This window comes from Marinibactrum halimedae (assembly GCF_021234875.1).
Lineage (GTDB): Bacteria > Pseudomonadota > Gammaproteobacteria > Pseudomonadales > Cellvibrionaceae > Marinibactrum > Marinibactrum halimedae.
On record NZ_JAJQVM010000024.1, the window covers coordinates 1 to 26,651 of the forward strand.

At 42.6% G+C, this 26,651-nt stretch carries 16 protein-coding genes; 7 read left to right on the forward strand and 9 right to left on the reverse strand.

Annotation, left to right across the window (positions count from 1 at the left end; genetic code table 11):
* From LU351_RS14045 to LU351_RS14065, 5 genes are all read left to right on the forward strand, one after another.
* A partial coding sequence (locus tag LU351_RS14045) for an integrase core domain-containing protein (RefSeq protein WP_232594720.1) occupies nucleotides 1-260 on the forward strand: 260 nt, incomplete at its 5' end.
* A 95-nt stretch (nucleotides 261-355) separates the two neighbouring features.
* Nucleotides 356-928: a helix-turn-helix domain-containing protein gene (locus tag LU351_RS21050; RefSeq protein ID WP_416053960.1), complete on the forward strand. Its 573-nt coding sequence runs from the start codon at nucleotides 356-358 to the stop codon at nucleotides 926-928.
* A 22-nt stretch (nucleotides 929-950) separates the two neighbouring features.
* Nucleotides 951-1,520: a hypothetical protein gene (locus tag LU351_RS14055; protein WP_232594721.1), complete on the forward strand. Its 570-nt coding sequence runs from the start codon at nucleotides 951-953 to the stop codon at nucleotides 1,518-1,520.
* Nucleotides 1,513-2,004, forward strand: a complete 492-nt coding sequence (locus LU351_RS14060) for a 3'-5' exonuclease family protein (protein WP_232594722.1) — start codon at nucleotides 1,513-1,515, stop codon at nucleotides 2,002-2,004. Before LU351_RS14055 ends, LU351_RS14060 begins: the two co-directional genes overlap by 8 nt.
* 268 nt (nucleotides 2,005-2,272) lie before the next feature.
* Nucleotides 2,273-4,180: a metallophosphoesterase family protein gene (locus tag LU351_RS14065; protein ID WP_232594723.1), complete on the forward strand. Its 1,908-nt coding sequence runs from the start codon at nucleotides 2,273-2,275 to the stop codon at nucleotides 4,178-4,180.
* 20 nt (nucleotides 4,181-4,200) lie between these two features.
* Here the strand turns inward: LU351_RS14065 and LU351_RS14070 are convergent, their stop codons facing one another.
* Both LU351_RS14070 and LU351_RS14075 read right to left on the reverse strand, forming a co-directional pair.
* The gene (locus tag LU351_RS14070) at nucleotides 4,201-5,328 is read right to left on the reverse strand and encodes a hypothetical protein (protein ID WP_232594724.1); all 1,128 of its coding nucleotides are present in this window, start codon (nucleotides 5,326-5,328) and stop codon (nucleotides 4,201-4,203) included.
* Between the two features lie 111 nt (nucleotides 5,329-5,439).
* A complete protein-coding gene (locus tag LU351_RS14075; protein WP_232594725.1) occupies nucleotides 5,440-7,572 on the reverse strand; it encodes a hypothetical protein in 2,133 nt (710 codons plus the stop codon).
* Between the two features lie 353 nt (nucleotides 7,573-7,925).
* Between LU351_RS14075 and LU351_RS14080 the strand changes: the two genes are divergently transcribed.
* Entirely contained in the window at nucleotides 7,926-8,864 is a 939-nt protein-coding gene (locus LU351_RS14080) for an FHA domain-containing protein (RefSeq protein ID WP_232594726.1), read from the forward strand.
* Nucleotides 8,865-8,919: 55 nt separating this feature from the next.
* Here the strand turns inward: LU351_RS14080 and LU351_RS14085 are convergent, their stop codons facing one another.
* The 5 genes from LU351_RS14085 to LU351_RS14105 all read right to left on the reverse strand — a co-directional run bounded on the left by LU351_RS14085 (nucleotide 8,920) and on the right by LU351_RS14105 (nucleotide 17,569).
* A complete protein-coding gene (locus tag LU351_RS14085) occupies nucleotides 8,920-11,115 on the reverse strand; it encodes a carbohydrate-binding protein (RefSeq protein ID WP_232594727.1) in 2,196 nt (731 codons plus the stop codon).
* A 518-nt stretch (nucleotides 11,116-11,633) separates the two neighbouring features.
* Nucleotides 11,634-13,256 (reverse strand): TolC family protein, encoded by a 1,623-nt coding sequence (locus LU351_RS14090; RefSeq protein ID WP_232594728.1) that lies wholly within the window; start codon nucleotides 13,254-13,256, stop codon nucleotides 11,634-11,636.
* Complete coding sequence (locus LU351_RS14095) at nucleotides 13,256-14,425, reverse strand: efflux RND transporter periplasmic adaptor subunit (RefSeq protein ID WP_232594729.1); 1,170 nt, start codon at nucleotides 14,423-14,425, stop codon at nucleotides 13,256-13,258. The genes LU351_RS14090 and LU351_RS14095 overlap by 1 nt, the downstream gene beginning before the upstream one ends.
* 11 nt (nucleotides 14,426-14,436) lie before the next feature.
* Entirely contained in the window at nucleotides 14,437-16,206 is a 1,770-nt protein-coding gene (locus LU351_RS14100; protein ID WP_232594730.1) for an ABC transporter transmembrane domain-containing protein, read from the reverse strand.
* Nucleotides 16,207-16,699: 493 nt separating this feature from the next.
* Complete coding sequence (locus LU351_RS14105) at nucleotides 16,700-17,569, reverse strand: LysR family transcriptional regulator (protein WP_232594731.1); 870 nt, start codon at nucleotides 17,567-17,569, stop codon at nucleotides 16,700-16,702.
* A gap of 866 nt (nucleotides 17,570-18,435) precedes the next feature.
* On the opposite strand from LU351_RS14105, the gene LU351_RS14110 reads away from it, so the two are divergent.
* The gene (locus LU351_RS14110) at nucleotides 18,436-23,637 is read left to right on the forward strand and encodes an AMP-binding protein (RefSeq protein WP_232594732.1); all 5,202 of its coding nucleotides are present in this window, start codon (nucleotides 18,436-18,438) and stop codon (nucleotides 23,635-23,637) included.
* Between the two features lie 105 nt (nucleotides 23,638-23,742).
* Here the strand turns inward: LU351_RS14110 and LU351_RS14115 are convergent, their stop codons facing one another.
* Complete coding sequence (locus LU351_RS14115; protein ID WP_232594733.1) at nucleotides 23,743-24,621, reverse strand: hypothetical protein; 879 nt, start codon at nucleotides 24,619-24,621, stop codon at nucleotides 23,743-23,745.
* 33 nt (nucleotides 24,622-24,654) lie between these two features.
* Nucleotides 24,655-26,403 carry a hypothetical protein gene (locus tag LU351_RS14120; RefSeq protein WP_232594734.1) on the reverse strand — a complete coding sequence of 583 codons (1,749 nt, stop codon included), beginning with the start codon at nucleotides 26,401-26,403 and terminating at the stop codon, nucleotides 24,655-24,657.
* Nucleotides 26,404-26,651: the final 248 nt, after the last annotated feature.

Genomic DNA, 26,651 nt, shown 5'->3' on the forward strand with positions numbered 1-26,651 from the left:
AGCTGCTTAAAAGCTATGGTATGCGAGCGAGCATGGGCGATGTTGGAGCCTGTTGGGATAACGCTGTTGTTGAGCGATTTTTTGGCAGCCTGAAGCATGATTGGCTGTTCAAAGTTCACCAACCAACACGAGATCATATGAAAGAAGATGTAGCTTACTACATGAAGTATTACAATTTAGAAAGGCTGCATAGCGCGAATAAAAATATGTCGCCAATAGAGTACGAAAATCAGTTTAGAAAAGTGTCCGGTTTGAGTTGACCAGTACAAGCTCTAACAGTCTTATCTACACTCCCTATTCCGATTCCATGTCGACTCTGATATCATACGTCAATGACGTACAAAACGAAGCATCGATGAATAACGAAATCTCAAGAGCACGTAACCAGACAGGCTTGTCCCAAAACGAATTTGCACAAGCGCTGCAGATCTCTCCCAGAACCCTTCAGGAATGGGAGCAAGGCCGACGTTCGCCTTCAGGATCCGCGAAAGCGCTTATTAGAATCGCTATTAAGCACCCTGAAATCATTCGGGAAAGCTTTGAAAGCCTAGAGGCCACGAAAGACACTACGTCCTCCTTACTGAACAAGATGGCTAACTTGCTACTAGATGGAGATGAAATAGCATTTTCAGACCTCGTATTGGATTGGTATAGAAGTGGACTTGATTGTCAGTTGACACCAAAACCTCGCGATACCGATGCTCGTATGCTGGCACTTAAAGCCTGTATTGTCGAACGCCTTGTGGAAGTGTTTAACATGGCTCCACACAACGCTAATCAATCGGCACCTAACTGGGCGAGTTCAGTGAAAGGTGTTAATGAGGTAGTTAAACTTCAGAGTGACCGACTTCTTGAAGACGAAGACTATTGTGATGCATTCGAGAAAAGAGGCTTTCTCGTTGCGAAGAATTTTATGTTTTTTATCTAACAACAGTTAAAGGGATTTACATATGAAAAAATACTACGACATTGGTAACGGCACTCTTTCTCGCCCCATTATCGATAAGGCGTTAAAGCGTTTGGCCCAACTTCTAAGTGAACAGAACAAACATGTTGAACTTGTGGCTGCTGGCGGGGTGATCAGCGTCATGCTTTTTGGTAGCCGCCAAATGACACGTGATATCGACGTAATCATTCCTCAGAAAGATAAGGCGCTTATTGCAGGCCTGGTAGAAACCGTGGCGAAAGAGCAAAATTTGCCGAGTGGTAATCATGCGTGGCTAAATGATGGTGTTTCGTTCTTCGGCTTACAAACACGAAGTAACAAAAAAATCTTTGACCACCCCAATCTTGTTGTTTTTACGGCAAGTTGGTACGAACTCCTTGGCATGAAGCTGAGTGGAGCATGGCGGCGCGACGCCGATTTTAATGACGCCGTCCATATCCTTCGCCAAATTGGAAGCAAAGATAAAGAAAAGGCACTTAAAGAATCCATCCGCTACAAAAACTTTTCACCCCATACCGACGACCAAACCTATAAGAAACGTTTTGATCGAACATGGAAAGATGCATTTGAATAACCATGACATTGATATCATAGATATTGAAGCGAGCGGCCTTCACTTTGACTCTTACCCGATCGAAATCGCCGTGTTGGTTAACCAGAAACACCATGTTTGGTTGATCAAACCAGAACCGTTTTGGACGCATTGGTGCAACAATGCGGAAGCACTTCACGGAATATCGAGAGGGAAGCTTAAAGAGGAAGGCGTACCAGCGTCAATTGTAGTGGACGAACTCACGGATGTTCTGAGCGATGCTTCAGGCGTTATTTACAGCGATGCGGATCGATGGGATGAGGATTGGCTATCTACCTTATTCTTTGCATGTGGAAGACAGCCTCCGACTAAAGTCCTTTCAATATTTGACCTAATGTCGGATGACCAGAAGTGCATGTTTGACACCATAAAAAGCGACCTCAGCTCAAACGGAGCATACCAACATCATAGAGCTTTAGACGACGTAAAAATGATCAATGAGGCATTTCTGAAATCGACTGCTTAGATTCAGAAGGGGGAAGTGGCCAATCTATGGTGTCAAAACGTGGTCAATGTATGGTGCCATGAACATGCAGCAAAGCAAAAACTTCCTTTTAAAAATTGCCTGGTTTACTAAGCCAATGCATACCGAAGTAAACTCCTCCGATGTAAAAAGGATCTCCACCATGCCGCTCTGCTTCCGTTTTTTATTTGTAGAACGAGTAATGCCTACCTTATTTTCATTTTTCCTGATTTTTTTCATCTGCGCTTGCTCGATCATAGAGCCTCAGAATTTGCCTAAAAATAGCCCAACTAAAATCGCTTTTATTGCAGATATCCACTTCCATGATATTTATGCAGAATTATCGGACAGTGACTTTATAGGTTTGCCCACTGAGACTCATCAGGGTAAAAAAAATGCCCTCATTCGCAGTATGTCTTCACAGCTTAACTCCACACGCCTGTTTAACGAAAACTATTTTGTCTTGCTAGCAACCCTGGACAATTTAGTTGCTCGTGACATCAAATTAGTTGCCCTACCCGGTGATTTTAGCGATGACGGACAACCGATGCACATTCGTGGCCTTGTGGAAATACTGAATACGTATCAACGCCAACATGGTATGCGTTTTTTTGCGATACCCGGTAACCACGATCCTGTTCGCCCTTTTACAATACCCGGTGGTAAAGCCGATTTTTTAGCGAAAAATGGAAAAGAGATTGGCCTCTATAGTGAAAAGACAGAGCAATGTAACAAGCAAAGTACCGCCAACCGTCAACCTGGTAGTAATACCATTGCTGAAAACAATATTAAGACGAATGTAGTTTGTACAGAAGATATTAAAAAATGGGGATACAAAGAAATCGTTACCGCAATGAGTCGCTTTGGCTTTTTTCCGACCCCAGATGATATTTATTATGAAACACCCTTTGGAGATCGCCACAGCGCAAGCTTTGAACAGCGCCAATTCGTTTGGTGTAATCAAAACCTCCGTAGTCATAAAACAGATAGCTATAAAACAGATAGTCATAAAACAGATGCCCATAGTGATAACACTACTGGCCACTGTATCAACATGCCAGACACCAGTTATCTTGTAGAGCCTATTGACGGTCTGTGGCTACTCGCCATTGATGCAAATGTTTATACGCCCAAACAGCCCGAAAAATTGTCTTATGACGGCTCTCAATTTAATGGCTCCAGCAATGCAGGCTACAACGCCATGCTGACTTATAAACCTGAGATTATTGACTGGATAACCTCCGTGGTACAGCGCGCCAAACAACACAATAAACAATTAATCGCCTTTAGCCATTTTCCGATGGCAGACTTTTACGACCAGGCCGGTGAGGACATTCAGCGCCTATTTGGCAATGGCGCACATCAAATGCGCCGTATGCCATTAAAGAATACGGCAAAAGTACTGGCTAATACCGGATTGAAAGTGCATGTAGGAGGCCATATGCACATCAATGATACAGGTACAGTGCATGGTGATAACGGGCAGGTGCTGTTTAATATTCAAGCTCCTACGCTGGCCGCTTATCGACCGGGCTATAAAATACTGACGTTAAATTTAGACAATAAACCACAAAATCTCTCAAGTAATCTAATTGAAGTAGAAACAGTGGTCTTGGATAACATTCCGCGATTCAACGAATTATTTCCTCACTATTGGAAAGAATTAAACTACTTACGACAATCACACCCAACAAAGGCCTGGAATGAAGAGATTCTCCACGTAGACAGTTACGGAGAGTTTACCGATGCACACCTCAAGGGGTTGATTCGCTCTCGCTATTTACCAAAAGAGTGGCCAAAAAGCTTAATTCGTTTACTCAGCCAAGGCTCAATGGGGGCATTATTAACACACACACCTTGTAGAAATAGAGAAGTGGATTTTCTCAAAAAACGTCAAAATTCTTCTTTTGAAAAAATCATTGAAAGCGTATCAGAATTACCCGCTTACGAACTCATTAACGATTTTTATCGTTTAAGAAATGCAGATTCCATTGCATTAGTGAGCGAAGAACGGAAAACGTATTACTTATTTATGGCAGAACAGTTATCTCATCAATGCGAATCCAATGAATCTGCTCAATTGGCACAGCTGCTGGCAATCATGGCTAAATTTATTCAAGCCCAGCCCAGTAACCACCTCTATTTGCATCTCGACACGGGAGAAATACAAGGTAATTGACAAAAACTGGAAGCAAATAACTAAAATGAAAGAGTAAGTCCAGTCGACAATGTTGCTGATTTCGCAGCCTCCCAATGATCATCCATCGCTATCCTTAAGAAAAAAATTGGGCTGTGAAATCCAATACCTATCGCCTCCGCTTTTGTATTATATTCAAGCTCAAGCGAGCCTATATCGGTTTTATACTGTAAGGCCATGATAGGAAAATGATATTTATCGTAAAAAAAACTGGTTCCCTTCAGACCCCAATTTGGATTTACCTGATAAGTCATTGATGTTGATATTTGATGAGGTAACCGTTGCACCACATCTCGATACCATTCACGACCTGACAAAAGTGGTATAGAGCTGATCCTTCCCTGGTCATCAAATTGAATGCGATTACTGGTTGCGCTGGCTTCGGTGTAAGTTAATTCTGACCATCGAATGTAAGTCCAAATATCTTTTCCAATAAACTGCAACTGCCATTGCTCATTAGGTTTCCATATCATCTGCACATCCACACCTACCCCTTGCCCATCTCCCTCTTCAGGTGGGCGATCCAGTAAAGAGTCTTCCGTATAGTCGTAATCAAGAAATAAGTCTCCCGAAAAATCCGTTTCAGGGTCCGCCGATAATTGCCCCCAAAGGCGACCATGATGAATTTCTTCCGCACGAAAGTAATTGATTCTTGTTTGCAAATTCAATTGCTGAGTAAACGTCCATGACTCAGGAAAAGACCAATCGTACTCTACTCCCAGCCCAGTACTTTCTAATGTATTGGGTTCCAAATTAATTTGATAGACCTTGCCACTTTCTAAACTCAGATCATTTTCATTTAAATACACTACTTCTGCAGTATCCGAAGTAAATTCCAAGAAATAGTCAATGCGTTTAAAAACACCTATTTTCCATGCCCCTATGGAACCACCCAGCTCGATCTGATTATGACTAAAAGCAAATTCTCCATGTTCAATTGGGTCACCCTCAAGGCTGTCAATCATTTGTTTGATGGGAGCTGGCTCACTGTAACTCACACTGTGCACATTGACATATACCGAATAATCGCTAGAAGAAAAGAGATCCGCAGCATACACATGAGTAGAAATAACTACTTTGGATATTGCCAGTAAAACAACACAACCAGAAAATACTTTATTTATTCTCACAGAATCTACACCAAAGTCTTAATGACAAATTACTGAATTTTACACATAAAAAAGCCGTCTATTCATAAAGACATAAACAGACGGCATTGAGAACAAAAACACAATTAGCGTTTATAAACTTTCAAAACTGCCATCGTTATAGCTGATGACGGCAATACCATCTCTTTCTTCAATTTCCGCATAAGTAGTTTCACCAAGAACAATCGTTCCGGTCACACTTTCTGAACCATCGGAGTTTTCTACTTCAATCACTGTCAACACAATACCTCTTTGATTTTCCACTGTAACCGTTGTGGTCAATGCCGTATCTGTTACGGTTTCAGAAGTTTCAAAATTCAAAGTGACTTCATCATAAGTAATGTCAACATCCAGCTCGCCATCACTCACCCCGCTCTCAGACCCAGTTACTGTCACGGAAACAGAATCACTGACTCCTTCAACATTGGTCATAAAGACGAAACTGAATGTAATATCTTCTGTACCCGCCGATATAGAAATGGAAGCGTTAACGGATTCACCGGAAGTAGAATTAAATTCCCCCGTCAATGCCAAAGCAACCATTCCCGCAGACAAAGCATCCGAGAGATCTTCCGCGATATCTAACACATCGATACCAGAGTCTGCTTGATCGATTAAAGCCGCATTGGTCACCGTTAACTCCAGCCCGCCTGAAAAAGACCCAGGATCATTCCCTGCTAACTGTGTAATCGTGGTATCAATATCAATAGCCACACCTTCCAACACCTCATTTTGATCCATTCCAGAATCCGTAGCGATGAGGGTACCTCCACTGGTAACGGTCATGGTAATTCGATCGGTTATGACAGCAGAGAGTGTGGTAATAGATAAATCAACGCTGAGATCAGTATCCGAAGAGGATGAATTCATGTCCGCCACAACAAGGTCCAAATCGACCATTGTCTGCATATCGGACTCATCAAATACTGCCACCATTTGATCAATGGTATAAGTATTTCCCTCATTAGAAGAAGATATTGCAACGGTAATTTCACCGTCGGTATAACTGGTCAACTGCGCATCAAGCGATACCGCCTCAAATGCACTATTCACCGCTTCTAATCCTTCCCCAACCGCTTCCAGAACAAGTGTTGTGTCTCCACTTAATACCGAATCTGCGAGTTCTAATTGATCTTCGAAAATATCCTCACCCGTTAGATCACTGCTATTCACAATATTTCGAAGGTCATTCACCATACTTTTCACCGACTGCAACTCGGTAGCATTGCCATCCGTTGGCGTGCCAGATGTTGGTTCAAGGGAACCAAACTGCGCTAAGAATTGGGCTTGGGTATCGAGCTGTGACTCAAGGCTACCAAGGTCAATTGGAATCTCAGCATTGGCTGCCACCGTTTGGATTTCATCAATAACCGCAGATGCTCCATTGAAGATATCCGCTAGTGTAATGCCCGAAGCACCATCTGTTTCACGATCCGCAAGCCCATTATTGGTCACATACTGTGTGGTAAATGAACTCACCGCCGCTTCAATAGAGGTTGCCGCACCGTCCGTTAATATTGCCCGAACAATAGCACTGTTAAACAGGTTAAACTCCACATTGTCAGCATCGGCTGCTGCAACAGCGGCAGGGTCGGTTAAGTCAACAATGGGAATTTCCGTCAAATTGCCTGTAATACCAAAACGATTCGCTACACTGGAATTGGCATTACTGATGGCGGTAGCCAGATCAGTACCTTCTGATGCGCTTTGAAGAGCGACACCCGCTGCAACATTCGTTAACACAGAAACATTCGTGGTCACTGCCGTTTCATTTGCTGCGGAAATCACCGCATCCAAAGAAAAAGTCGTCTCCGTTAATGGAAAATCACCCCCAAAGGGAATGCCATCACCACAGCCACCCGAGATATCACATTTCATAACGGTACTGCCATCTGTCGCGGGCGTTATTCTCACCACTACGGGTTCATTATTAAAATCTGAGATAGTAACCGAGTAATCTCCACTGGCCCCCGTTTCAGCAGAACCAAATGTGGTACTAACATCCACTGCACCACTCACAATGGGATGAACATTAACAACACCACCCACAATTAACCCTTTAGCGGAGACACCCGATATTTCTAAAGTTTCTGGTGTAATAACACCTCCACCCCCACCTCCTGACGAAGAGCTTCCTCCGTCCGAACAGGCCACCACACCTGACATTACCACCACCGCTAACATAGCTTTTAAGCTTCGGAACCAATCCAACCGCCACTTATTCATCGATAAAATCTCCTCAGTCACCACTACCAACAACCCGATTCCAAAAAGAAATAAAAAAATTACTTGGAATAGAAATCCAATAACATGAAATTTACAACGGCCAATTAAAATTGGACTCAATCAGTATTAGCCTAACGATTAGAAATCGCCACTTTTTGAAACGCACTTTAAAAGCCAAAATATAAAATTTGGATTTATTATTAAGTCACACTCTTTTTTGATAAATTGGCATTAAAAAGAACATTATTTGATCATCAAAAGAAGGCAATAAAATCAGCTTCTGTTATACAGTAAGGTTCGATAGACTTAAGGCTTATTCAGCCTAAAACAGAAGAGTAGATTTAGGAGCAGTAATGGCAAGAGTGCGACACGCTGGTAACCAAAAGGAATTTGTCTTGCGACCCACTCATGTGTTTGGCCGAAACTCCGAGCACGCACACATGATCCTTCAACATGCACGATCATCAAGAGTACATGCCACTATTACCTGGAATGGTAAAGTGTGGTACGTCCGAGATTTAAGCACGAATGGCACTTATATCAACGGAAAACGCCTCCCTAAAAATGAAGATGCCTTATTGTATGCGGGAGATGTCATCGGCTTTAGCGGACAAGACGTCGAAGCCATCATTATCTTGGATGTGTCTGCCCCAAAACCCATGCTCGTCTCACATCACCACCACAGCAAAGTGATTGAATTAGAAGAGCTCACGTGTTTACCCAATGAGCAAAACCCTATTGTTACGCTTCGGGCTACCGCAAACGGTGACTGGTTATATGAAAGCCTGGACCATACCCAAATGCTCACCCCCGGAGACATCCTCACACTGGGTGGCGAACATTGGGTATTTGTAGCAGCCAAAACCAATACCGATATGACGGCTACCGAAGCCTCTTCTCGGCTTAATGAACAATATCAATTACAATTTACCGCAAGCCAAAACGAAGAACATATTCGTTTATCGATACAACATAACGATCAATGTATCGACCTAGGTGAACGCACGCACCATTATTTACTCTTTTTATTAGCCAAGCAGCGCATTAACGATGCTGATAATTTTATTCAAACCTCAGAACAAGGTTGGCTTGATAAAGATTTGCTCTGTAAAGATCTAGGCGTTGCAGAAGAACACTTAAATATACTAATTTTTCGATTTCGAAAACAAATCAATGCAATTAAACACGCACCGTCATTGCTTAAAGACATTGTACAACGTCGAAGAAGAGAAATTCGTCTTAATTGTGAAGACATTAAAATTAGCGGTGGAACCCAAACCTTGATCCCTTGAAAATAAAAAATCTGAATAAATAGTTTGCCCCATATCCTTATGGGGCCAATGATTATTACTCTAAGGTAAAACGAAGAGAATCCACATTGTAACCAGATTCAAATTTTAAGAAGACATCATGTACGCCATATACTGTCTTATTTAAGGTAATGGACGCCTCACTAAAATCTTGCCAGCCACCTTCTACTGGCACACCAGATAAAACACCAACCGCTGGATTATCGACACTCCCCAAGTGAACTGAAATCGCACCATAGCTCGTATCGGTTTTTGAAGCAATTTCTGCCGTAAATTTATTTGCTCCATTACCAAAAGCAACATCGTTGTATTTCACCCAATTACCGGTATCAATATAACCTAACCAATCCCCAGCACTGGCTTTTCTTACATCTCCTTTTTTATCATTGTAATTTTCCGCTTCAATAGATACCGACTGTACAGGGGTAAAAGAAAAAGACTCTACGTTGTACCCGTACCTAAATTTTAAATAAACATCATGAAGCCCAAAGATGGGTTTCTCCAAAGTAACGGTTGCCAGTTCAAAGTCTTTCCATCCGCCTTCAACCGGCGTATCGGTCAGCACAGTAACAGGATCGCCATCTAAACTATCCAAATACACTTCAATAGTGCCTGAACTGGTATCCGTTTTTGATGCAATGTTCGCCGTAAAGTGGCCTACACCTCCGGTAAAATTGACATTGCTGTATTTTACCCAATCGCCACTGTCGATATAACCAATCCAGCCCCCGTCATTCACTTCTCTCACATCACCGTGTTTCTCATCGAAGGCCTCCGCTTCAATAAAGATTGTTTCTGCCGGCGCATTGGGTATTGGCTCAACAACAGCGAGCCCAACACCTTGGTTAACGACATGCCCTTCTGTATTGGAGTCTGTGCCATTATAACGGCGTGAATAACCTGTACCATCGGTGTATTGATGAAGTGTTAGTGCTCCTTTCCACACACCAGGAAATTTCAGAGAGCCCACCTCAGTAATAAAGCTGACGTCATACTCAGCCCGATCGTCTTGATTGACTGGCACAACCACTTCTTCATCAGATTCTTTTAAACCACGCTTAGAATACAAGCTGATACCCTGAGCCCGAAAATATGCCTGCCGGCAATCACTATTGCAATATTTTCGTTGTGCCGCAGGTAAAAAGGCATCGTCTTCTTTATATTCTTCCATCGCCAAGTTGATGCCTAGTACCAATGCCTGTTGGGACCCTTCAAAATAGGGGTTTGGTTCAAGATAACCACCTATACTTTGGTATCTCATAGTCTGCGGCATCTCATAATGCACTGCTTGAATTCGCTTAATATGTTCTGTAGAAAACCCATTAACATGGCTGGTATTCACTGCCCAAAAAAACTTATTGAGATCACCAATACCAAACTGGCTACCATTGGGCGCTCTTAACTCCGTTTTGAGCTTTGGATCAGAATCTGGAATTTGCTCTAAAGCTTCTCCCATACCTTTTGCAAGCATGTCATTAAACGACGGCACATTAAATAATTTACGAGCATTCATTGTATCGCTGTTGTCTCCAGGTTGAATCATCCCGGATACAGAATCATTGCCATTATCTCTTCGACGCATTCCATGCAAAACAATGGATGCCATTTGTGGGTATTTTTCCATAACGTCATTACTGACGTCTAAAAATATATGGCTACCAGGTCGTGCCGCATTCATCGAATTCGGATACTCTTCACGATTATGCCTGTTCAAAGCAATTACCATCACCTTTGCTCGGGTTTCCCGCATCAGCCTCACCGCAACCGGCTCGGCTTCTCGAAAATGTGGCGCTTGAAAAAACAGTGGGTCAACGGGATTATTTTTTGTGCTTTCATCGCCGGGTAATACTATGTCACCAACACGCCATAGAATACCTACCGGTGGGCGATCCACTTTACCGGACGCAACAGGATACACATATAAAAGATCATCCTCTTGGCAAAGTGACATTTGTAAATTTGACAGAGCTTCCTGCATTCGATCAGAAGGTTCTGAAGGAATGCCCTCTAAAACATCCAGCTCATCCAGAATTATTTTCAAATCACTATGAATATTACTATTCGCTTGTGAAAACTGAGATTGGGAATAATCCTTATAGCTTTTATCCACTAATTCAGTCAATCCACCTAAATCAGCGCAATAATCTAATCCATAAGCAGAATAAGCAGGTAACACACCCAAAAGCAGTGCAATTGACGCCTGATTAAAATACCGACCAAATTTTGCTTTCATAAAAGGTAACTTCATATCTAAAACATTCTCAAATAAATTCATTGTTAGTTTTATTGTTTCCTTCGAGAATTTTCTTCGAGAGAAAACAGAGAAAGGTGAAAGCATTCATGAAAATGCCATGCAAAACATTCACAAAAAGTTAAACATAGAACCACGCAAAAAGTACGCAATTCACAACTCCAACACTCACCACCCAACTTTCAATACAAAGAACATGAAAAAACACAGTCAAATAAATTGTGAAATTTTTTAAAAGAAAGGGAAAATTAATTAACGGCTACAAAAAAACCAAAAATTGGCAGAAAAATAGAGGATTAAGAAAGGTAATGACGAATGAAAAGACAGTAAATTTACTTGAGAGAAAATAACAGTAAGCTTGTCAGCGCAAGCTTAAAGTCAAAGTTTGATATGATAGCGTATAATTTATGCTCTATTATTAACTGCTTGTTATTGATTAACTTGTTATTGATCAATATGTTGCCAATTTTCGAATAAACCAACCGATTTAAACCAATCGATTATTGAATGAACACCGACTCCAACTCCGCCCCTAATGCCAATAAATGAATTTTCTGAGCAACATAATCCACATTGGCTTTCACCGACTGCAACAATGCGTTCGCCGCACTGGTTTCACGACTGTTCAAAATAAATTGATCGCTATCACCTTCCGCAAAACGTACTTGTTCTTGAGACAATAATTTAATAGCCAATTGAGCCTGCTGCTGTTTAATCTCAGAGTAAGATTTTAGCATCGTAAAATTCATTAACTCCGCAGACACTTCTGCCTGCAAATTATCCGAAATCATTCTACGTTTGGCTTTCAGTTCTCTCTCTTTGGCTTTGGCCTTCTGTAAACTGGCTTTGGCATAACGACGCTCTAACGGCATCGAGAAATTCAATGCCACTATCGTATCGGTATCGTCTAAATTATCTGGTCCACCACCAAAATCTTCTGCCACTTTAAGAGAAAGATCTAAATTAGGTAGGTGATCATTTTTTGCCAAGCGCAGTTGATTTTCTACTTGGATTAATGCCGCATCCACTTCCGCCAATGCAGGATGGCGTTCTATCACAGCCATTTTCCAGTAGTCATTGAACCCGGCATCGGACGATGGACGGTTGAGCGTAAGCGCCCTAATACGCCCTCGACTCAACTCCAATAGCGTATTTAATTCTTCAACCGAACTGCGAGAAAGGGTGCCCGAAAAAGAAATATGCTGAGGTAAAACAGGGTTTCCCGCCGCATCACGCCAATACAGTGAAAGTTCTTGAGCAAAGCGCGCGAGGCTTTGCTCTTCTTCAACTAACATGGCACGACGGCTCAACACACTGGTTTGCGCTTCCGTTAATGTTATTTCTGCCGCATCACCCTGCTTTACCCGAATCTTGATCGCTTCTTGACGCTGCTCTGCCATACCGACCAACACTTGCACTAGACGCAAACGCTCATTCGCCAAATACCATTTTAAGTAAGTCTGACCTGCCTTATTCAACACATCATTAATGGATAACGTTTGCATTTGCTGTGCAGCTAACACACCCACTTCCGCGTTCTGCAATGTCAGGCGTTTTTTATCAATGGCTCGATCTTTCAATAACGAGAGCGAGACACCAATACTGGCTTCACCTCGATTTAAAGTAGAATTAATTTCTTCATAAACGGGAAAATCACCGTCACTGCGACGATATTTAGCAGTGACCTTCGCATTCCAATCACCCAGTGGTTTACTCAAGGAGTTTTCCCAATAATTGCCATCGTAATAACCACTTAAACGCGAATCGTATTGCTGTTTATACTGCCAATCAAACGCCCCTTGTGCGGCAGTAACGGCGGCTTCAGTTTGCTCACGCTCCGCCAATGCAGACAACACTTTAGGGTGGTGAGTGTAAGACGACCTTAATACATCCGTTAAACTAATTGTGTGAGAGGCAAGCCCCTCAACCGTCACTTGTTGGTTTTTAGCACCTTCAATAACCGCACTAGAATATTGCGACGATGCCTGTTGCGCCCTTGCCTCTATTGAATGAAGTGACACGGTAGAAGTAAGAAAGAAAACCATGGACGATAATGAAAGGGACGATAGCGAAAAAAACGTTTTTTTATAAGGCAATATCACCTGCTGAAACCACTCCGGCATTACTTACTCCCTCGTTTTACATCTTGCTGGGCTGCCGTATTGTCGCTTTCCCCTTTCTTCGTATTATTGTTCGTACTATTGTTCGTACTATTGTTCGTACTATTGTTTGTACTATTAATAGGAGGGAAATTATTCAACTGTCGCCACACCTCATACCACAACTTTACGGTTTCAAGCTGAACCCAGCCACGGGCACGACTTCCTAACCGAACAAAATTGTCGTCTGGCCAATCCCCTTCTGCCTCATCGGCAACCACCCAAACTCGAAATGACCCGGAAGAGGTCGCCATCGGCTCCACAACGGTGACTTCACCGCCAAAGGTGCCCGTCGACGCACCGGGCCAGCCACTGAATTGAAAAACCGGCCACCCATCAAACTGCAACCTTACTTTTCGACCCGGCTTGATCAGTGGTGCATCCAACCCAGTCACCTCCAATACGACCGCCCTCTCAACGCCTTCTGGTATAAAAGTGGCCAACGTTTGACCTGACTTCACAAACGTCGAATTACCGCCAGCAAATAAACCGGTGATGGTGCCATTTTGCGGAGCAAACTTCGTCTGGGTCGATTGACGAGCCAAATTCACTTCTGCCCGATACACTTCCGCTTGGCTTTTCGCCAATTTTGCTTCCAAATCTTGCAAACGAATTTTCGTTTGTTCGAAATCTCGTTGCGATACCAACCCTTGTTTTAATAGTGTTTGTTTACGAAAGACGTCCCGCTCAGCGGTTTTATAAGCCTGTTCGTTAGCGTTTAACTGAAGTTTTAATGCGGCAATTTCCGTCTTTAAGCGCTCTACTAACTTTTGATCGGTATCCACAAGGGTGACAATCGGCTCCCCAGCTTTAACCCGCTGCCCTTCTAGCACATGCCATTGTTGAATTTGCCCCGACACCAAAGCCGATATCGCCTGAGTTCGATCCGAAGGGTTTAACGTACTCACCACCCCCATGCCCATGGCTGTTTGCACCCAGGGGGTGAACACTAAAATCAGCGAAACAAACACCACCACCACAATCACTAAGCGCATCACTAATTTTGCTGAGTGGGGAATAGGTTGATGATTTAAGGTATAAAGCTGATTTCGATAATGTTCGCGGTAATTATTGATTCTTACACTGGCATCGGACACATTCAGCGCCTCTGCAGGCGGCTTCTGAGAAAACATATCTACCCCCATTACCAACCCCCTTCCAAGGCATTACTTTCCGTTTTTTTGCTCTCAAAGGAATCCACCCCTATGGCTTTTGCAGTCAATTCTGAAGGATCATTGATAAAGGTATCCAACATCAGGCAATAATCGAACTGAGTGAAATCTGGGTTATTACTGAAAAACAAAACGGTTGACTCTTGCTTCGCCGCACAATCAAGAACACGCTCCAACGTTGGCTTGGGTAAGTTATCAAAATGTTGTGTCATTACTAAAATAGAGGGTTTAGACAACAACGCTGCAGCAAGTTTCAGCAATAAAAACTCTGCCAAATCTAACGGCGCTCCCAACGTACTGAGATGGGTATCCAACCCCTTGGGTAACGTCGCCAACACCAACGATAACCCGACGGACTCCAACGTATCCAACATCTGAGCACGACTGGCACTGGGAGCGGCCAAACGCAGGTAATCAGAAATAGAACACTCTACAATCAGCGAGCGATCTACCACCGCAATCGCCTGACGTAAATCCTGAAGTTTGTAATCTTCAAGGGTTTGTCCCGCCAAACGAACGTGACCCTCCAAGGGAGTTTGGTGAAGCTTTAACAAATGAATAATGGCCCGTTGTAACCAAGGCTCGGTGGTGAGCGCAAACACTTTGCTTCCCTGGGGTAGACAGAAATCCAATACACATTGCTGCGCACCTTTTGCTTTACTAACACGAGAGATACTGACTTTACGAAAGCTCAAATCACCGGGTTCTGGCTTATGCTGAGCCTGTTGAAAATGCTCTTCTTGCGGCACAGACAACACCAAATCCAACTCATCAGCAGCACCATACAACTCATAAAACAATTTGAGATAATTAGTGAATTTAGACAAACCAAAGAAAATCGCCGATAAAATCAACTCTGCGGCGACTAATTGACCGATCGACAATTCACCACGAGTCACAAGCCAACCTCCCACTCCCAAAAGACCGGCACTGGCCATGGCATAAAGCAATAAGAAAAAGACAGTTTGCGCAAACGTATATTTGAAGTGATCTTTATGACAACGCACATACTCTGCAGTCACCTCTTCTGTACGCTGCATCGCAAAATCAATGTGACGACTGGATTTAAAGAACTCATGGGCAGCGGTCAAGTCCGTCAACCACTTGGCTGTGTTGTATTTAGCATGGGATAACATCACGGCGGTACGCTTAGCACCACGCCCCCAAATAAGCCAAATGAGATAAATCAGTGCAACCAATACAAGGTTAAATGCAAAAAGTGCAGAATGATAAAAAGAAACCAGGGTGATCCCCACAATGGCCTGCAACACCAAGGCAAAACCATCAATGACCAAAGAAGGCACATTTCGCTGAAAAATCATGATGTCAAAATAGCGCTGAGCCACATCCGGATTCTTACGACCATCAAAAAAATCGTGCCTAGCAAACAAGGTACTTAAGCTAATGTCCGCCGTGAGGCGAGCGTATAAGTGCCGCTCGTAAGACTCCATTACTCGAGTACGAAGAGCACTCAATGCAGAAGAGATAAGTAACGTAAACAACAACAGGCCGGATAAAGAGATAATGGCCTGTAGTGAAGCGATATTAGCCACCGTATTAATCAGGGTTTGAACCGCCACCGGCACCGCCAGCGTTAATAAACTGATCGCAATACCGTAAACAATCACCACCTTAATGTAACTCAGTTCTGGCACCAAAAGCTTTCTCAGGGTCACCCCCACATGCTTCAAATCCACATTATCGGGTTTCGGTGGTGTACCGGTTGTCTCGCTGGATTGCATAGAGCCCTCACTCTTCAAAAACGGGTGAACTGCGGGGTATGAAAGTTAATTTCCCCAATGTACAAAAAGCATCATTAATTTAACGTATTATTGTATGGCGTATCAGTGTGAAAGTTGGCCGGTTACTATAAACAGGTAAGAAAACAGAGTAAACCTACTTATTGTTATCATCAATATCGGTTTTTTCTATCCTTATAATACCACTTACCCCAGAGAGAACCCCTTCACTGAAGCGCATAAGAAGGGTACTCGCTCTGACTTCCGATTTATCACTTCTGATGAATAGATGAATATATGGCCCTAGAGATGAATGTCTGGGCCTAGGTTTAGTGAACATAGGTTTACTGAACACATAGGTTTACTGAACACATAGGTTTACCGAACAGATAAGTTTACTGAGCATGGGTTTACTAAATATAGATTTACTGAGCCAAGCTTTCGAACTTGGCCACCTCAACGCAACTGTGATACCGGATGCGCACCAAATGGCGCTTCAAAGGTTGCCCAAAATACTGTCGACCCCAGCATGAGGGACACGCCGTTCCACAGTAATCCCGTAAAAGAATTCTTTCACTTCCTCAATGCGCCCCAAGCATGTCAAGCCGTACTCTCTGGCGATATCCTGCTCAATAATTGTTGGCATACAACAAGCCCCAACCCCAGCACGAGCAAAAATCTTTAACAGTGCTGTATCATCAAAGCGACCTCGAATCACAGGGTTGACCTCTTTAGTATCAAACCAATCTTCCAAGCTTCGAGATAACCAGTGATGCTCACTAGGCAGTAAGAAAGGCATACCTTGCAAACATTCGGGAAAAGAGGCCTGAGGAGCAACGTGATTGGCCATCATAATAGACACACCACTTTCCTTTAAAAGATAGCTTTGGGCTTTCACATGCAATTGCTGGGAAAGAGGGCGATCAGCCAATACCAAATCTAAACTGTGTACCGAAAGCTGAGCCACTAAAGAGTCGAAATCTCCTTCTCGACAATGCAAGCGAACATGACCAAGCTTTAACACTGGCTCCAGCATTTTATACGCCACCACTTTCGGTATGGCATCCGTAATGCCGACCATCATATCCAACGGCTTACCTGCATCAGAACCCCGCAGTACTTCCGTCATTTCCTTGCCGGTATCAAAAATATCTTTAGCGTACTTCAATGCAATCGCACCAGAGTCGGTCACTATCCATTCTTTACCCACTCGCCGAAGCAATGGCGTGTTAAGACTCTCTTCCAATTGTGTAATTTGTGCACTAATGGTTTGTGGTGCTAAATGAAGGCGTTCTGCTGCCCGAGCAATAGAGCCCTCTTCCGCTACCACCATAAAATAACGTAAATGTTTGTAATTCAATTGCATAAAAACTAATCCACAATACTCACTTAGAGTTCGCCATTGTTATCATTTTGTCTTTGCAGCCTGAGAGCATCAACATTTCTATCTTCTAGTGCAAATGCTGACTCATAATGACCTCAAAATCATTCCATTACAAAATTTCAACTTTATTCGGCTTGATTACACCTGCCGATTTCTCATGCCAAGCACTCACTAACGACACTGTTGTCTTTCTAGAACCTCTAGAAAGGCTTCATCCACACCACTCCCTCCTACCATTGCCCTTATGATTATTGTGGCTATCCACGGTGCTTTGAGTTCTGTGTCTTAAATAGTGTGTGTGTACGCCATATTGCAACTTCTGCTGCCCATCAGCTTCTTCAACTGCCCATTCAATATGAATGGTTCCATCCAATAACAGCGGCTACCAAGTAACAGCTCTACCAAATAACACCTCAAAATTAATAACGAATCGATCACAAATACATTATTTCAAAAAAGATTCTTAAGAAGTGTCTTTTTTATTCCGAATTAAGATTCATCAACCACTATTTACCACTGTTAACTTTCATGTTCACTTGTTACAAAAGAAGATATAAGTACTACATCAACATATGACATAAATTGATATTTAAGCTGAAATAAAGCGGGAACATGTGCCACTTTTTTACGATGTTTTCGATACTAAAAGAAAAAGGCATACAAAATGCTTTGAGAAGTTACTGAGTAGGTTTACCTAACACAGACTCAATAAAAATAAATCACAGGCACTCCACACGTAAAACTGAATGATTGAGCACAGAGCCTTGTCTCTGTGGCGTCTCTGTTGCGTCTAACTTTTAACTTATTGCCAAGGCTTATATTAATTAGGGGTTTAAGGAGTAATAATCGTGAATAAAACTATAACTGATCGAAAACCAGAATCTGAAAGCAATCTGGCAAGTTTCAAAACTTCAGCACCACCGAAATCATTGACTCAGCACATAAGCAAACAACAAGAAAGCCTTATCCCCCCTATTGTAAAAGAAACCTATGTATTAACACTCCCTGCTGAATATACGATAAAAAATGTCGCTTTTGTGGTTGCCAATGAACCTTTGCGTCATGATATTCCCGAATTAAACCTCCTCGCCGATGAATGGCTGCAAATCTCTGCTCTGCCTCTCACCAATCAGGGTAGCGTCGACGAAAGTAAACTTTATCCTCTCCTTATACATACACAATCGCTATCAAAACAATGGAAAAAGACACTGCAAGAGAAAAATCCATCTTATCAATCTCTCTTGTGTGTGCCCTTTCATACGCCAGACAAAGCAGACCCCATTCATCGCTACAGCTTAGTCCCCCCAGCCCGTACTGCTAATTCGGTTGTTTCCTCCCGAGAAAAAGACATTCTCGATGAAAAGTATCCTTTACAGGACTCCCAACAATTACCGGCGTTTACCAGTAAACCCTTAAGCCAGGATCAAGAAAACGCGCCCTTAACCCTGCCAGAGTGTTTGATAAAAACCGCACAAACCCAAAAAGAACAAGGCATCACTTATCTTCAAAACGATGGGAAAATCGTTCAGCAATCGTTTTCTGAATTACTCGCCCACGCTAATGCAATGGCATTGAATTTATTATCACAACAGTTGCCTACACGATCACCGGTAATTCTTTATCTAGAACACCCCATCGAAATTTTAACGGCATTTTGGGGATGCTTATTTGCACAGCACATTCCCGTCATCACTGCCATCGCCAAGCAAAACACCCCCAACAGTAACGAAATACAAAAACTGATTAATGTGTGGACATTGCTGGAAGAACCGATTGTCATTTGTGATGAACAACATCAAGCATCGCTTTCTCAATTAGACACTCTAAAAAACAGCCGCAAGGGTAATCGTGTTATCCCCTACCCCTCATTACACCAATCTGAAACTGGCAATGTTGAAGCCAATGTTATTGAAACGAATAAAATTCACCCCGATGATGTAGCGTTTATGTGCCTCAGTTCAGGTAGCACAGGCACCCCCAAGTGCATTCAAATGACCCATCGAAACGTAATTGCGCGTGGACGAGGCGCCAATAGCGCAATGCAAGCGAGTCAACAAGACGTTATTTTAAATTGGCTTCCCTTTGATCATATTGGCAGTATCTCCGACTGGCATATTCGGTGTATCGACCTCGGCTGCTCAATGGTGTATTGCTCAAAAGAGCATGTGTTGTCCGACCCATTAAATTGGCTACACACCATAAATCAATACCGAATTTCCCATACTTGGGCACCCAATTTTGCGTATGAAAATGTCAATAGCACACTAAAAGACAACAAATACAATCATGGATGGGATTTACAGTGCGTTAAACTTTTTCTCACCGCCGCAGAATCTGTCTCTGGCAGCACCACTAAACAATTTCTGCATTTATTAAAGCCCTATGGATTGCATACCAATGTGATTACCCCGGCCTTTGGTATGGCTGAAATGGGCTCGGGTGTAAACTATGCTCTTAGGCCAACACCTTCCCTTACGTCAGCAAATGATAATCAAGACAATACTCCACAAGAAGGCGATTTACCAAAAGAGGGTTTATCAAAAGACAAATTTTCAAAAGACAGATTTTCAAAAGATAATGTAAAAGAAGTTTTTATTGATCGAGATAGCCTCAAAGGTACTCTACGCTTTGTAGGGGAAAAACACCCCAATGCGGTGGCCATTACCAACCTTGGTCCAATCATTGATGGCATGAGTATGCGTATTGTGGATGATCATAATCACATTGTGTCAGAGGGTATTATTGGTCGACTGCATATGAAAGGCGTGGCAGTGACGCCAGGCTATTTTAATAATCCAGAGGCCAATCGCATTTTTCTGGAAGATGGCTGGATGGATACCGGGGATAAAGGCTTTTTGCTCGATGGCGATCTCTATCTCAGCGGCAGAACTAAGGATATCATCATCATCAATGGCAAAAATTACTTCCCCTCTGAAATCGAAAAATTAGTAGACAATACCGAGGGGACATTAACGTCTTTTTCGGCTGCCATTTCCGTTCGTTCATTAGACACCGGCGAGGAATGTTTAGCGGTTATTTTCAGCCCAGAGTATTGGAATACACTGGATCTCATTAAAACCATGAAACACATTCATGAAGAAATTTCACAATCCATTGGTGTAGCCATTGAATATTTAATCCCTCTTAAGCCTGACAGCATTCCCAAAACGCCGATTGGAAAAATACAGCGTTCAAAAATGGTCACCGAGTTTGCCCAAGGAAACTATCATGATTCCCTGAAACAGGCGGATATTTTACTCAATAATCATCGAGTCATCCCCGATTGGTTTATTGAATGGGGTTGGTATGCCAAAGACAACATCAAATCCAGTAAAGACATACACTTCAATCAATCAGGTCAAACGCTCTTTTTCACTGATGACTCAAAATCTCCTGCCTCATGGATGCACCAACCAGATCATTATTCGCACCCACAACAAGTAATTGATATTGCTCACACTTACCACCCAAAACAAGACAAGGCGAATAATATTGACTTCTTTCAACAGGTATTGGATCACGCCAAGCAATTACTCCCGGAGCTTTCATCCACTTTGGTTATGGTGATATCGGAAAAAACGTTATCAGAGCAACCACTAGAGAATCTTCTTATCAACGCCCGTGATTTTTGTTTCGCCGCAAAAACGTATGGACAAGAACATAACCTTGCCAATATTGTGTTACTCATTCATTCACCTCACACTGAAACAACATCACAAGTACAACAGCGTGGCGCAGCTTTATCAGCGTTTTACCATTGCGCTCTTCAGCCATTAACGGCAACACCTCTTAATGTAAATATTAAAACGATATTTTTGCAAAGTAACGCCACCTCTTCAGACAAACCTTCTTCTGAACAACGTACTTCTGAACAACGAACTTCTGACCAGTACACGTCGAACCCCTTCATGGTCGATAGAATGGCTATCGCTCTGAGCAAAGAAATCCATGATTGCTGTAGCGAACGAGAAATACAGCTTCTTGTTCATGAAAATCGCGCTGAAAGAAAAGTAAAACATTTTCGCGCTGCCACCCCGACACCATCATCAGATTCGCCTTTTAACCCTCAAGACCTAATTATTCTTTTTGGCGGCTTGGGTGGCATCGGTTACGAGTTGTCTAAATGGCTGATCAATACTTTCGACGTCAACCTTCTGATTATTGGCCGCACACAACTTGATAAGCAAAATTCCAAATCTCAGCTTATTCAGTCTCGCCTTCAAGAATTAAATAGCATTGGGAAAGTGCATTACGATACTTATGATCTTTCAGATAAAGAATTAATTAACGAATGCATTTCACAATTGGAAAACAAACAATCCGTTACCGCAAAGGCCATTTTTCATCTGGCCGGACAGGTTCGGGAAATGCCACTGGATCAATACACCGATGCCTTTATCGAGCAAGATATACACGCCAAAATTGAAGGCGCCAATACCGCCGTTCATTTAGCGACGTTACACCCACACATACGAGCCTACTTTTTCTCTTCCACTCTGAGTGAAATACCGGCAAGCCTGTCACCGGTCTATGCCGCTGCGAACCGCTATATTGATGAATTAGCTCTCCATGCCCGCGAACAACATGGCCTTGCTTGCTCTTCCTTTGCCTGGAGCCAATGGCAAGGTATTGGCATGAGTGCTGACCAAAGCACTCCATTAGAGCCGAGTACGTCTGGGCTGCATTCTATAGACGTAAATGACGGCCTTATCACTTTAAAAAGCCTGCTAACACTGCCGCCTTGCAATAGAATGGTGGGCGTTGCACGCACAGCCCCCTCTGTTGCCGCACTCAATACCGAAACCATTACCAGCACCACCTCAATGGGCTTCGGATTTATTAACCCCCAGCAAACTAAAAAAACACCATCACGCATTACACTTAATGGCTCTTTTGCATCCCAGGCATTTGAATGCTCAGCCATTGAATTTTCCGAACATTCCCCGGTATGTTCTTCCAATTCCGTCTCCTCAGAAGCACACAGAGATACCAAGAACATTGACCCTAAACAGCTGCGGTATTACCTAACCTACACCGGGAATGACCCCGCCATAAAACCGGAGACGGACATCGAGCAGCGCATTTTTACCTTATGGTCGTCAATACTGCACCGTGACGATTTTGGTGTAACGGATAACTTCTTTGCTTTAGGGGGGCAGTCTATCAGTGCCGTACAACTGGCTCATCAGCTTAATGATATGTTTGATACTCAATTGCCAATGAGCCTTGCATTTGAAGAAAAAACCATACGAGAGCAAGCCAAACGCATCGGCGGGACCAGCGAACAGGAAGACAATGCCGACATTATCCCCCTCAATTCCAACAATCCAAGTTCGCCGTTATTTTTTATTTGTGGAATTGAGTTATACAAAGAATTGGCTCAACACCTAGAAGGTAAAATACCAGCGTATGGTGTCTATCTTCCCATTGAAGGAAAATTATTATCCAACCACCAAAGTTCACAAGAACTATCCGTAGAAAACATGGCCAAGCAATACATAGAAGCCATTAAACAAATTCAGCCTGAAGGCCCATACCGGCTGGCTGGGGTTTCATTTGGTGGCGTTATTGCCTTTGAAATTGCTCGACAGCTCCGCCAATACAACGAAACCATCGAACTGCTCACATTGCTGGATTTTGTCTTGCCCGAGCCAGAATACAGAGCTTCTGCACCCAATAGTTTTCAAAAAGCATTATTTACCCTACACAAGCATTGGCAATACTTTCAGCGTAACCGCAAGCAATATAAATTCAATAAAATGTCTGATAGTGGTATTAACAACGTCAATGTGCGTAATGCTTATGAAGAAGCTTGGTGGCGCTACGAAAAGCAAGCCACCCCCATGGACATCAGTGATGCCACGCTGGTTTTTAAAGCCGGGCTAGAAAATAAAGGCTTTGGCTACACAAAATCCACTGACTGCGGCTGGAGCCACTACACCCTAGGCACCCCAGAATCCCATTCCATTTCCGGTGACCATTTAGGTATCTTGAAAGGTGAAAATGCGAAAATGATTGCGGAGAAGATTGTCAATCGAGTACAAGCATAGAGTCCGAAAAGTGCAGTCATATCATGATGGCTGCACCATACAAGGCATAGAAAATTCGCGTCTTTTCGATAAAGCCTCTTTCGCTAAACGACAAAATTCACAGCACTACGACTCTTCCACCCAGAGGCGGCGATCCACGGTTTTGCCGAGCTTAGCAAAGTAGAGATTGGGGTCATCTAACAGATCATAATTGCTAAATTCATGCCTAGGGGCATCATCAAAACGTATTATGTTCTTTCTTTCACTAAAGTTTCGCTCCCCTTTCTCTTCCAACTCCCTTATTTCAGACATTAACGATGGAGCCAGATTTATCTCAATATTTATCAATATGAAACGCACTATTTTCTTAAAAAGCTCAAACGCCCCTGAATCATAATCATCAGTTAATGTTTTGAATGAAAAAACCAACTCATGCTCCGATGTAATAGCAGAACGAACAAAATAAGTGGTCTGATCACCTCGTTCACAATTCAACTTTTGTACCGCATAAGCAATCCATTGCAGACATTGAGTCTTGGGCAAGGAAAAAACTTGCCAAAATAATGGGTATTGATCCATCCATTCATCAAAGGGAGAGCCTTCACCGGGAGAAAAATAAGCATTCATATCATCCTGAAGCCACGCTTCGTAATGTGATGCCAGTAGGAGATTAGAATAATCACAAGCTTTACGCAAGGATGCACTAAACACCATTCCCCCGACATCGGGATTATATAAAGGAATTCCTTTGTATTTGTATTCTTCTTCGACAAAACAAAGACCCCATGATCGCTCTTCCACTCTCATGAAATTATCTGAAGAATAAATATTAATATCAAAAGAAAGAGGAAGATCTGCCTCTATATCTTTTCCTTTGATCTGGGGTTTGGGAGTATTTCGCAAAGGCTTTAAAAACAGTAATCTAGTACCAGAAAGGTTACATCTCACTGGTACTGCTTTATTTAGATCTGGCCCTTTTGGATTTTTAGTAGTACCAAATAGCATAAAAATAATAACTTCCGTAAATTAAAAAAATTATCACAGATCATAATTAGAGCGAAAAGAGACTGCCGTTTTAAGATCCGATAAGCTACTTGTAGGCATTGAACTTAGGTCACCATGCTTCATTTGGCCAAACAGCAATTTAGATTTCTGTAATGCTCCACTGTAAATAAACTTCCCAATTGTAAAGGCTACAACTGCCCCTCCTGCTACTGCCGTTGCTCCAGGGTTGCTAGCACCAATTTCTGAAACCACTTGTACCGTTTTGTAGATTGTTCCCGCAGTACCATGCAATACTGTTGATGCTTTTTCTATAAGCGTACCCGAACTATTAACAATAGCCTCCAATTCACTGGTAGCAGCAAGTGCTGCAGCAGCCCCAGCCGTTTTCGCGGCTTTAGAGGCGGCGTTACCCGCTCGTATCCCTGCTCCGGCCATACCATGCTTACTGAGTAATGGAGCCTTGTTATTAATGGCCTGACTTTTTGCTTCTTTACTCGTCGCAGAGAAAGCCGGATGTAATTGTGCTCGTTCTTGATCACACGACGATATTTGAGTACGGCGCTTCAACAATGCATATTCACTGGAGAATATGCCATCAAGTATATGATTTTTTAAACTTACTGGACTACGCGTACCCCTTTTCTCACTCCACTCCATACCAATATTAGACATCGCACGGTCTAATCTATTGTCGTTAACGGTATAGTTATTCAAAAAAACATGCTGCAATTTACGTCCATTTAGTTGTTCATACATTGGAGTATCTGGACAATGATAATAATTTTGAAATTGCTGATTGGCCGCCACCCGTTCAACCGCCGTCTTAAACACTTTATCTCCATTACCATTTACCGTCCAACAAACCACAGGGTCTGGTAGTCCCACCTTCTTCGCAGCCGCAATATTTAAAGCTTTTGCCTTCTGAGCTTTAGCAACATTCTTCTCTTTTATAATATCATCACGATTTTTAGTTGAGATATTACCAAAATTAGTATTTACAAGATGGGCAGCAGCCTTATCATTATTCGCCAGCTTTTGAGTAGCTTTCTCAGCTGAATTTTTACGACGTTGATATTCTGCTGCACTGATTCGGGCAGCACCTGCAACTACAGAAGCAATTTCATTCACAAACTTATCTTTCTTATTAACGGGCTCTGTTTTTTCAAAGGATTTCACAAACCCTTTTAAGCCACGCTTTTTAGGGTAATGAAACATATAAAAAGTATCACCTGCATTTACTTCGTGGCCCGGATGACCTGAGTTGATTACTGGTGCCCCATAAATCGCTCCTTTTTCAGCATCTTCAACCTTAGTATCACCAACCAAAATATGAGTCACAGATGATGGGTCAATTTTTAACTCCTTAACATTAATTTCTTGTGCTCTCCAAAGCGCCTTATTTTTATCTGAAGTTTGATTGCTAGAAGAAATCTTATACAAATACGACTTCTTATCACCCTGCGTCAAAGTTTCATCTTCAAAATCAATCTGAATATCATTAAGGTAAATATCGCCATCTGGAAGCAGGGTGTAATACAACTCATACCCTCGCTCTATCTTGACTTTTACCCTTTGATTATCGTGACGAGTCTGGGTATCGAAGTTGTTAGGCTGAGCTAATAATCCACGAATGGCCATATAGGCGCCAACGGCGTGGAAATTCGGTTTGTCGCTGATAGCACAAGAATGGATACGCCCCCAAAGTTGAGCGGTGCCTGTTGAAGCAACAACATGACGGCCACCGTAGGCACAGAGGATATGAGTTTCGATTCGTTGTTCCATGAATGCTCCCTGTTTATCTGTTTAAAAACTGTTCTAAATCGAAAAGGCAATCTTTTAGAAAGATTGCAAAAATGTATGTTTGTACATCGTACAAAATTTTAGCCACCAAACCGCGTAACTGTGCCGCAAACTGTTTTTTATACTCAAATTAAGATATGAATTAGGCGCTAATTACGTGAAAGAGGGCGAAAGAGTAATCGCTTCACATATATCAAACAATGGTAATAATGAAGTAAGCGCCATGAATT

Excerpts from the sequence above, each read along its gene's own strand:
- LU351_RS21050 (WP_416053960.1), top strand. The coding sequence starts at position 356 with ATGAATAACGAAATCTCAAGAGCACGTAACCAGACAGGCTTGTCCCAA.
- LU351_RS14055 (WP_232594721.1), top strand. The coding sequence starts at position 951 with ATGAAAAAATACTACGACATTGGTAACGGCACTCTTTCTCGCCCCATT.
- LU351_RS14075 (WP_232594725.1), bottom strand. The coding sequence starts at position 7,572 with ATGAATAAGTGGCGGTTGGATTGGTTCCGAAGCTTAAAAGCTATGTTA.
- LU351_RS14080 (WP_232594726.1), top strand. The coding sequence starts at position 7,926 with ATGGCAAGAGTGCGACACGCTGGTAACCAAAAGGAATTTGTCTTGCGA.
- LU351_RS14085 (WP_232594727.1), bottom strand. The coding sequence starts at position 11,115 with ATGAAAGCAAAATTTGGTCGGTATTTTAATCAGGCGTCAATTGCACTG.
- LU351_RS14090 (WP_232594728.1), bottom strand. The coding sequence starts at position 13,256 with ATGCCGGAGTGGTTTCAGCAGGTGATATTGCCTTATAAAAAAACGTTT.
- LU351_RS14095 (WP_232594729.1), bottom strand. The coding sequence starts at position 14,425 with ATGTTTTCTCAGAAGCCGCCTGCAGAGGCGCTGAATGTGTCCGATGCC.
- LU351_RS14100 (WP_232594730.1), bottom strand. The coding sequence starts at position 16,206 with ATGCAATCCAGCGAGACAACCGGTACACCACCGAAACCCGATAATGTG.
- LU351_RS14105 (WP_232594731.1), bottom strand. The coding sequence starts at position 17,569 with ATGCAATTGAATTACAAACATTTACGTTATTTTATGGTGGTAGCGGAA.
- LU351_RS14115 (WP_232594733.1), bottom strand. The coding sequence starts at position 24,621 with ATGCTATTTGGTACTACTAAAAATCCAAAAGGGCCAGATCTAAATAAA.
- LU351_RS14120 (WP_232594734.1), bottom strand. The coding sequence starts at position 26,403 with ATGGAACAACGAATCGAAACTCATATCCTCTGTGCCTACGGTGGCCGT.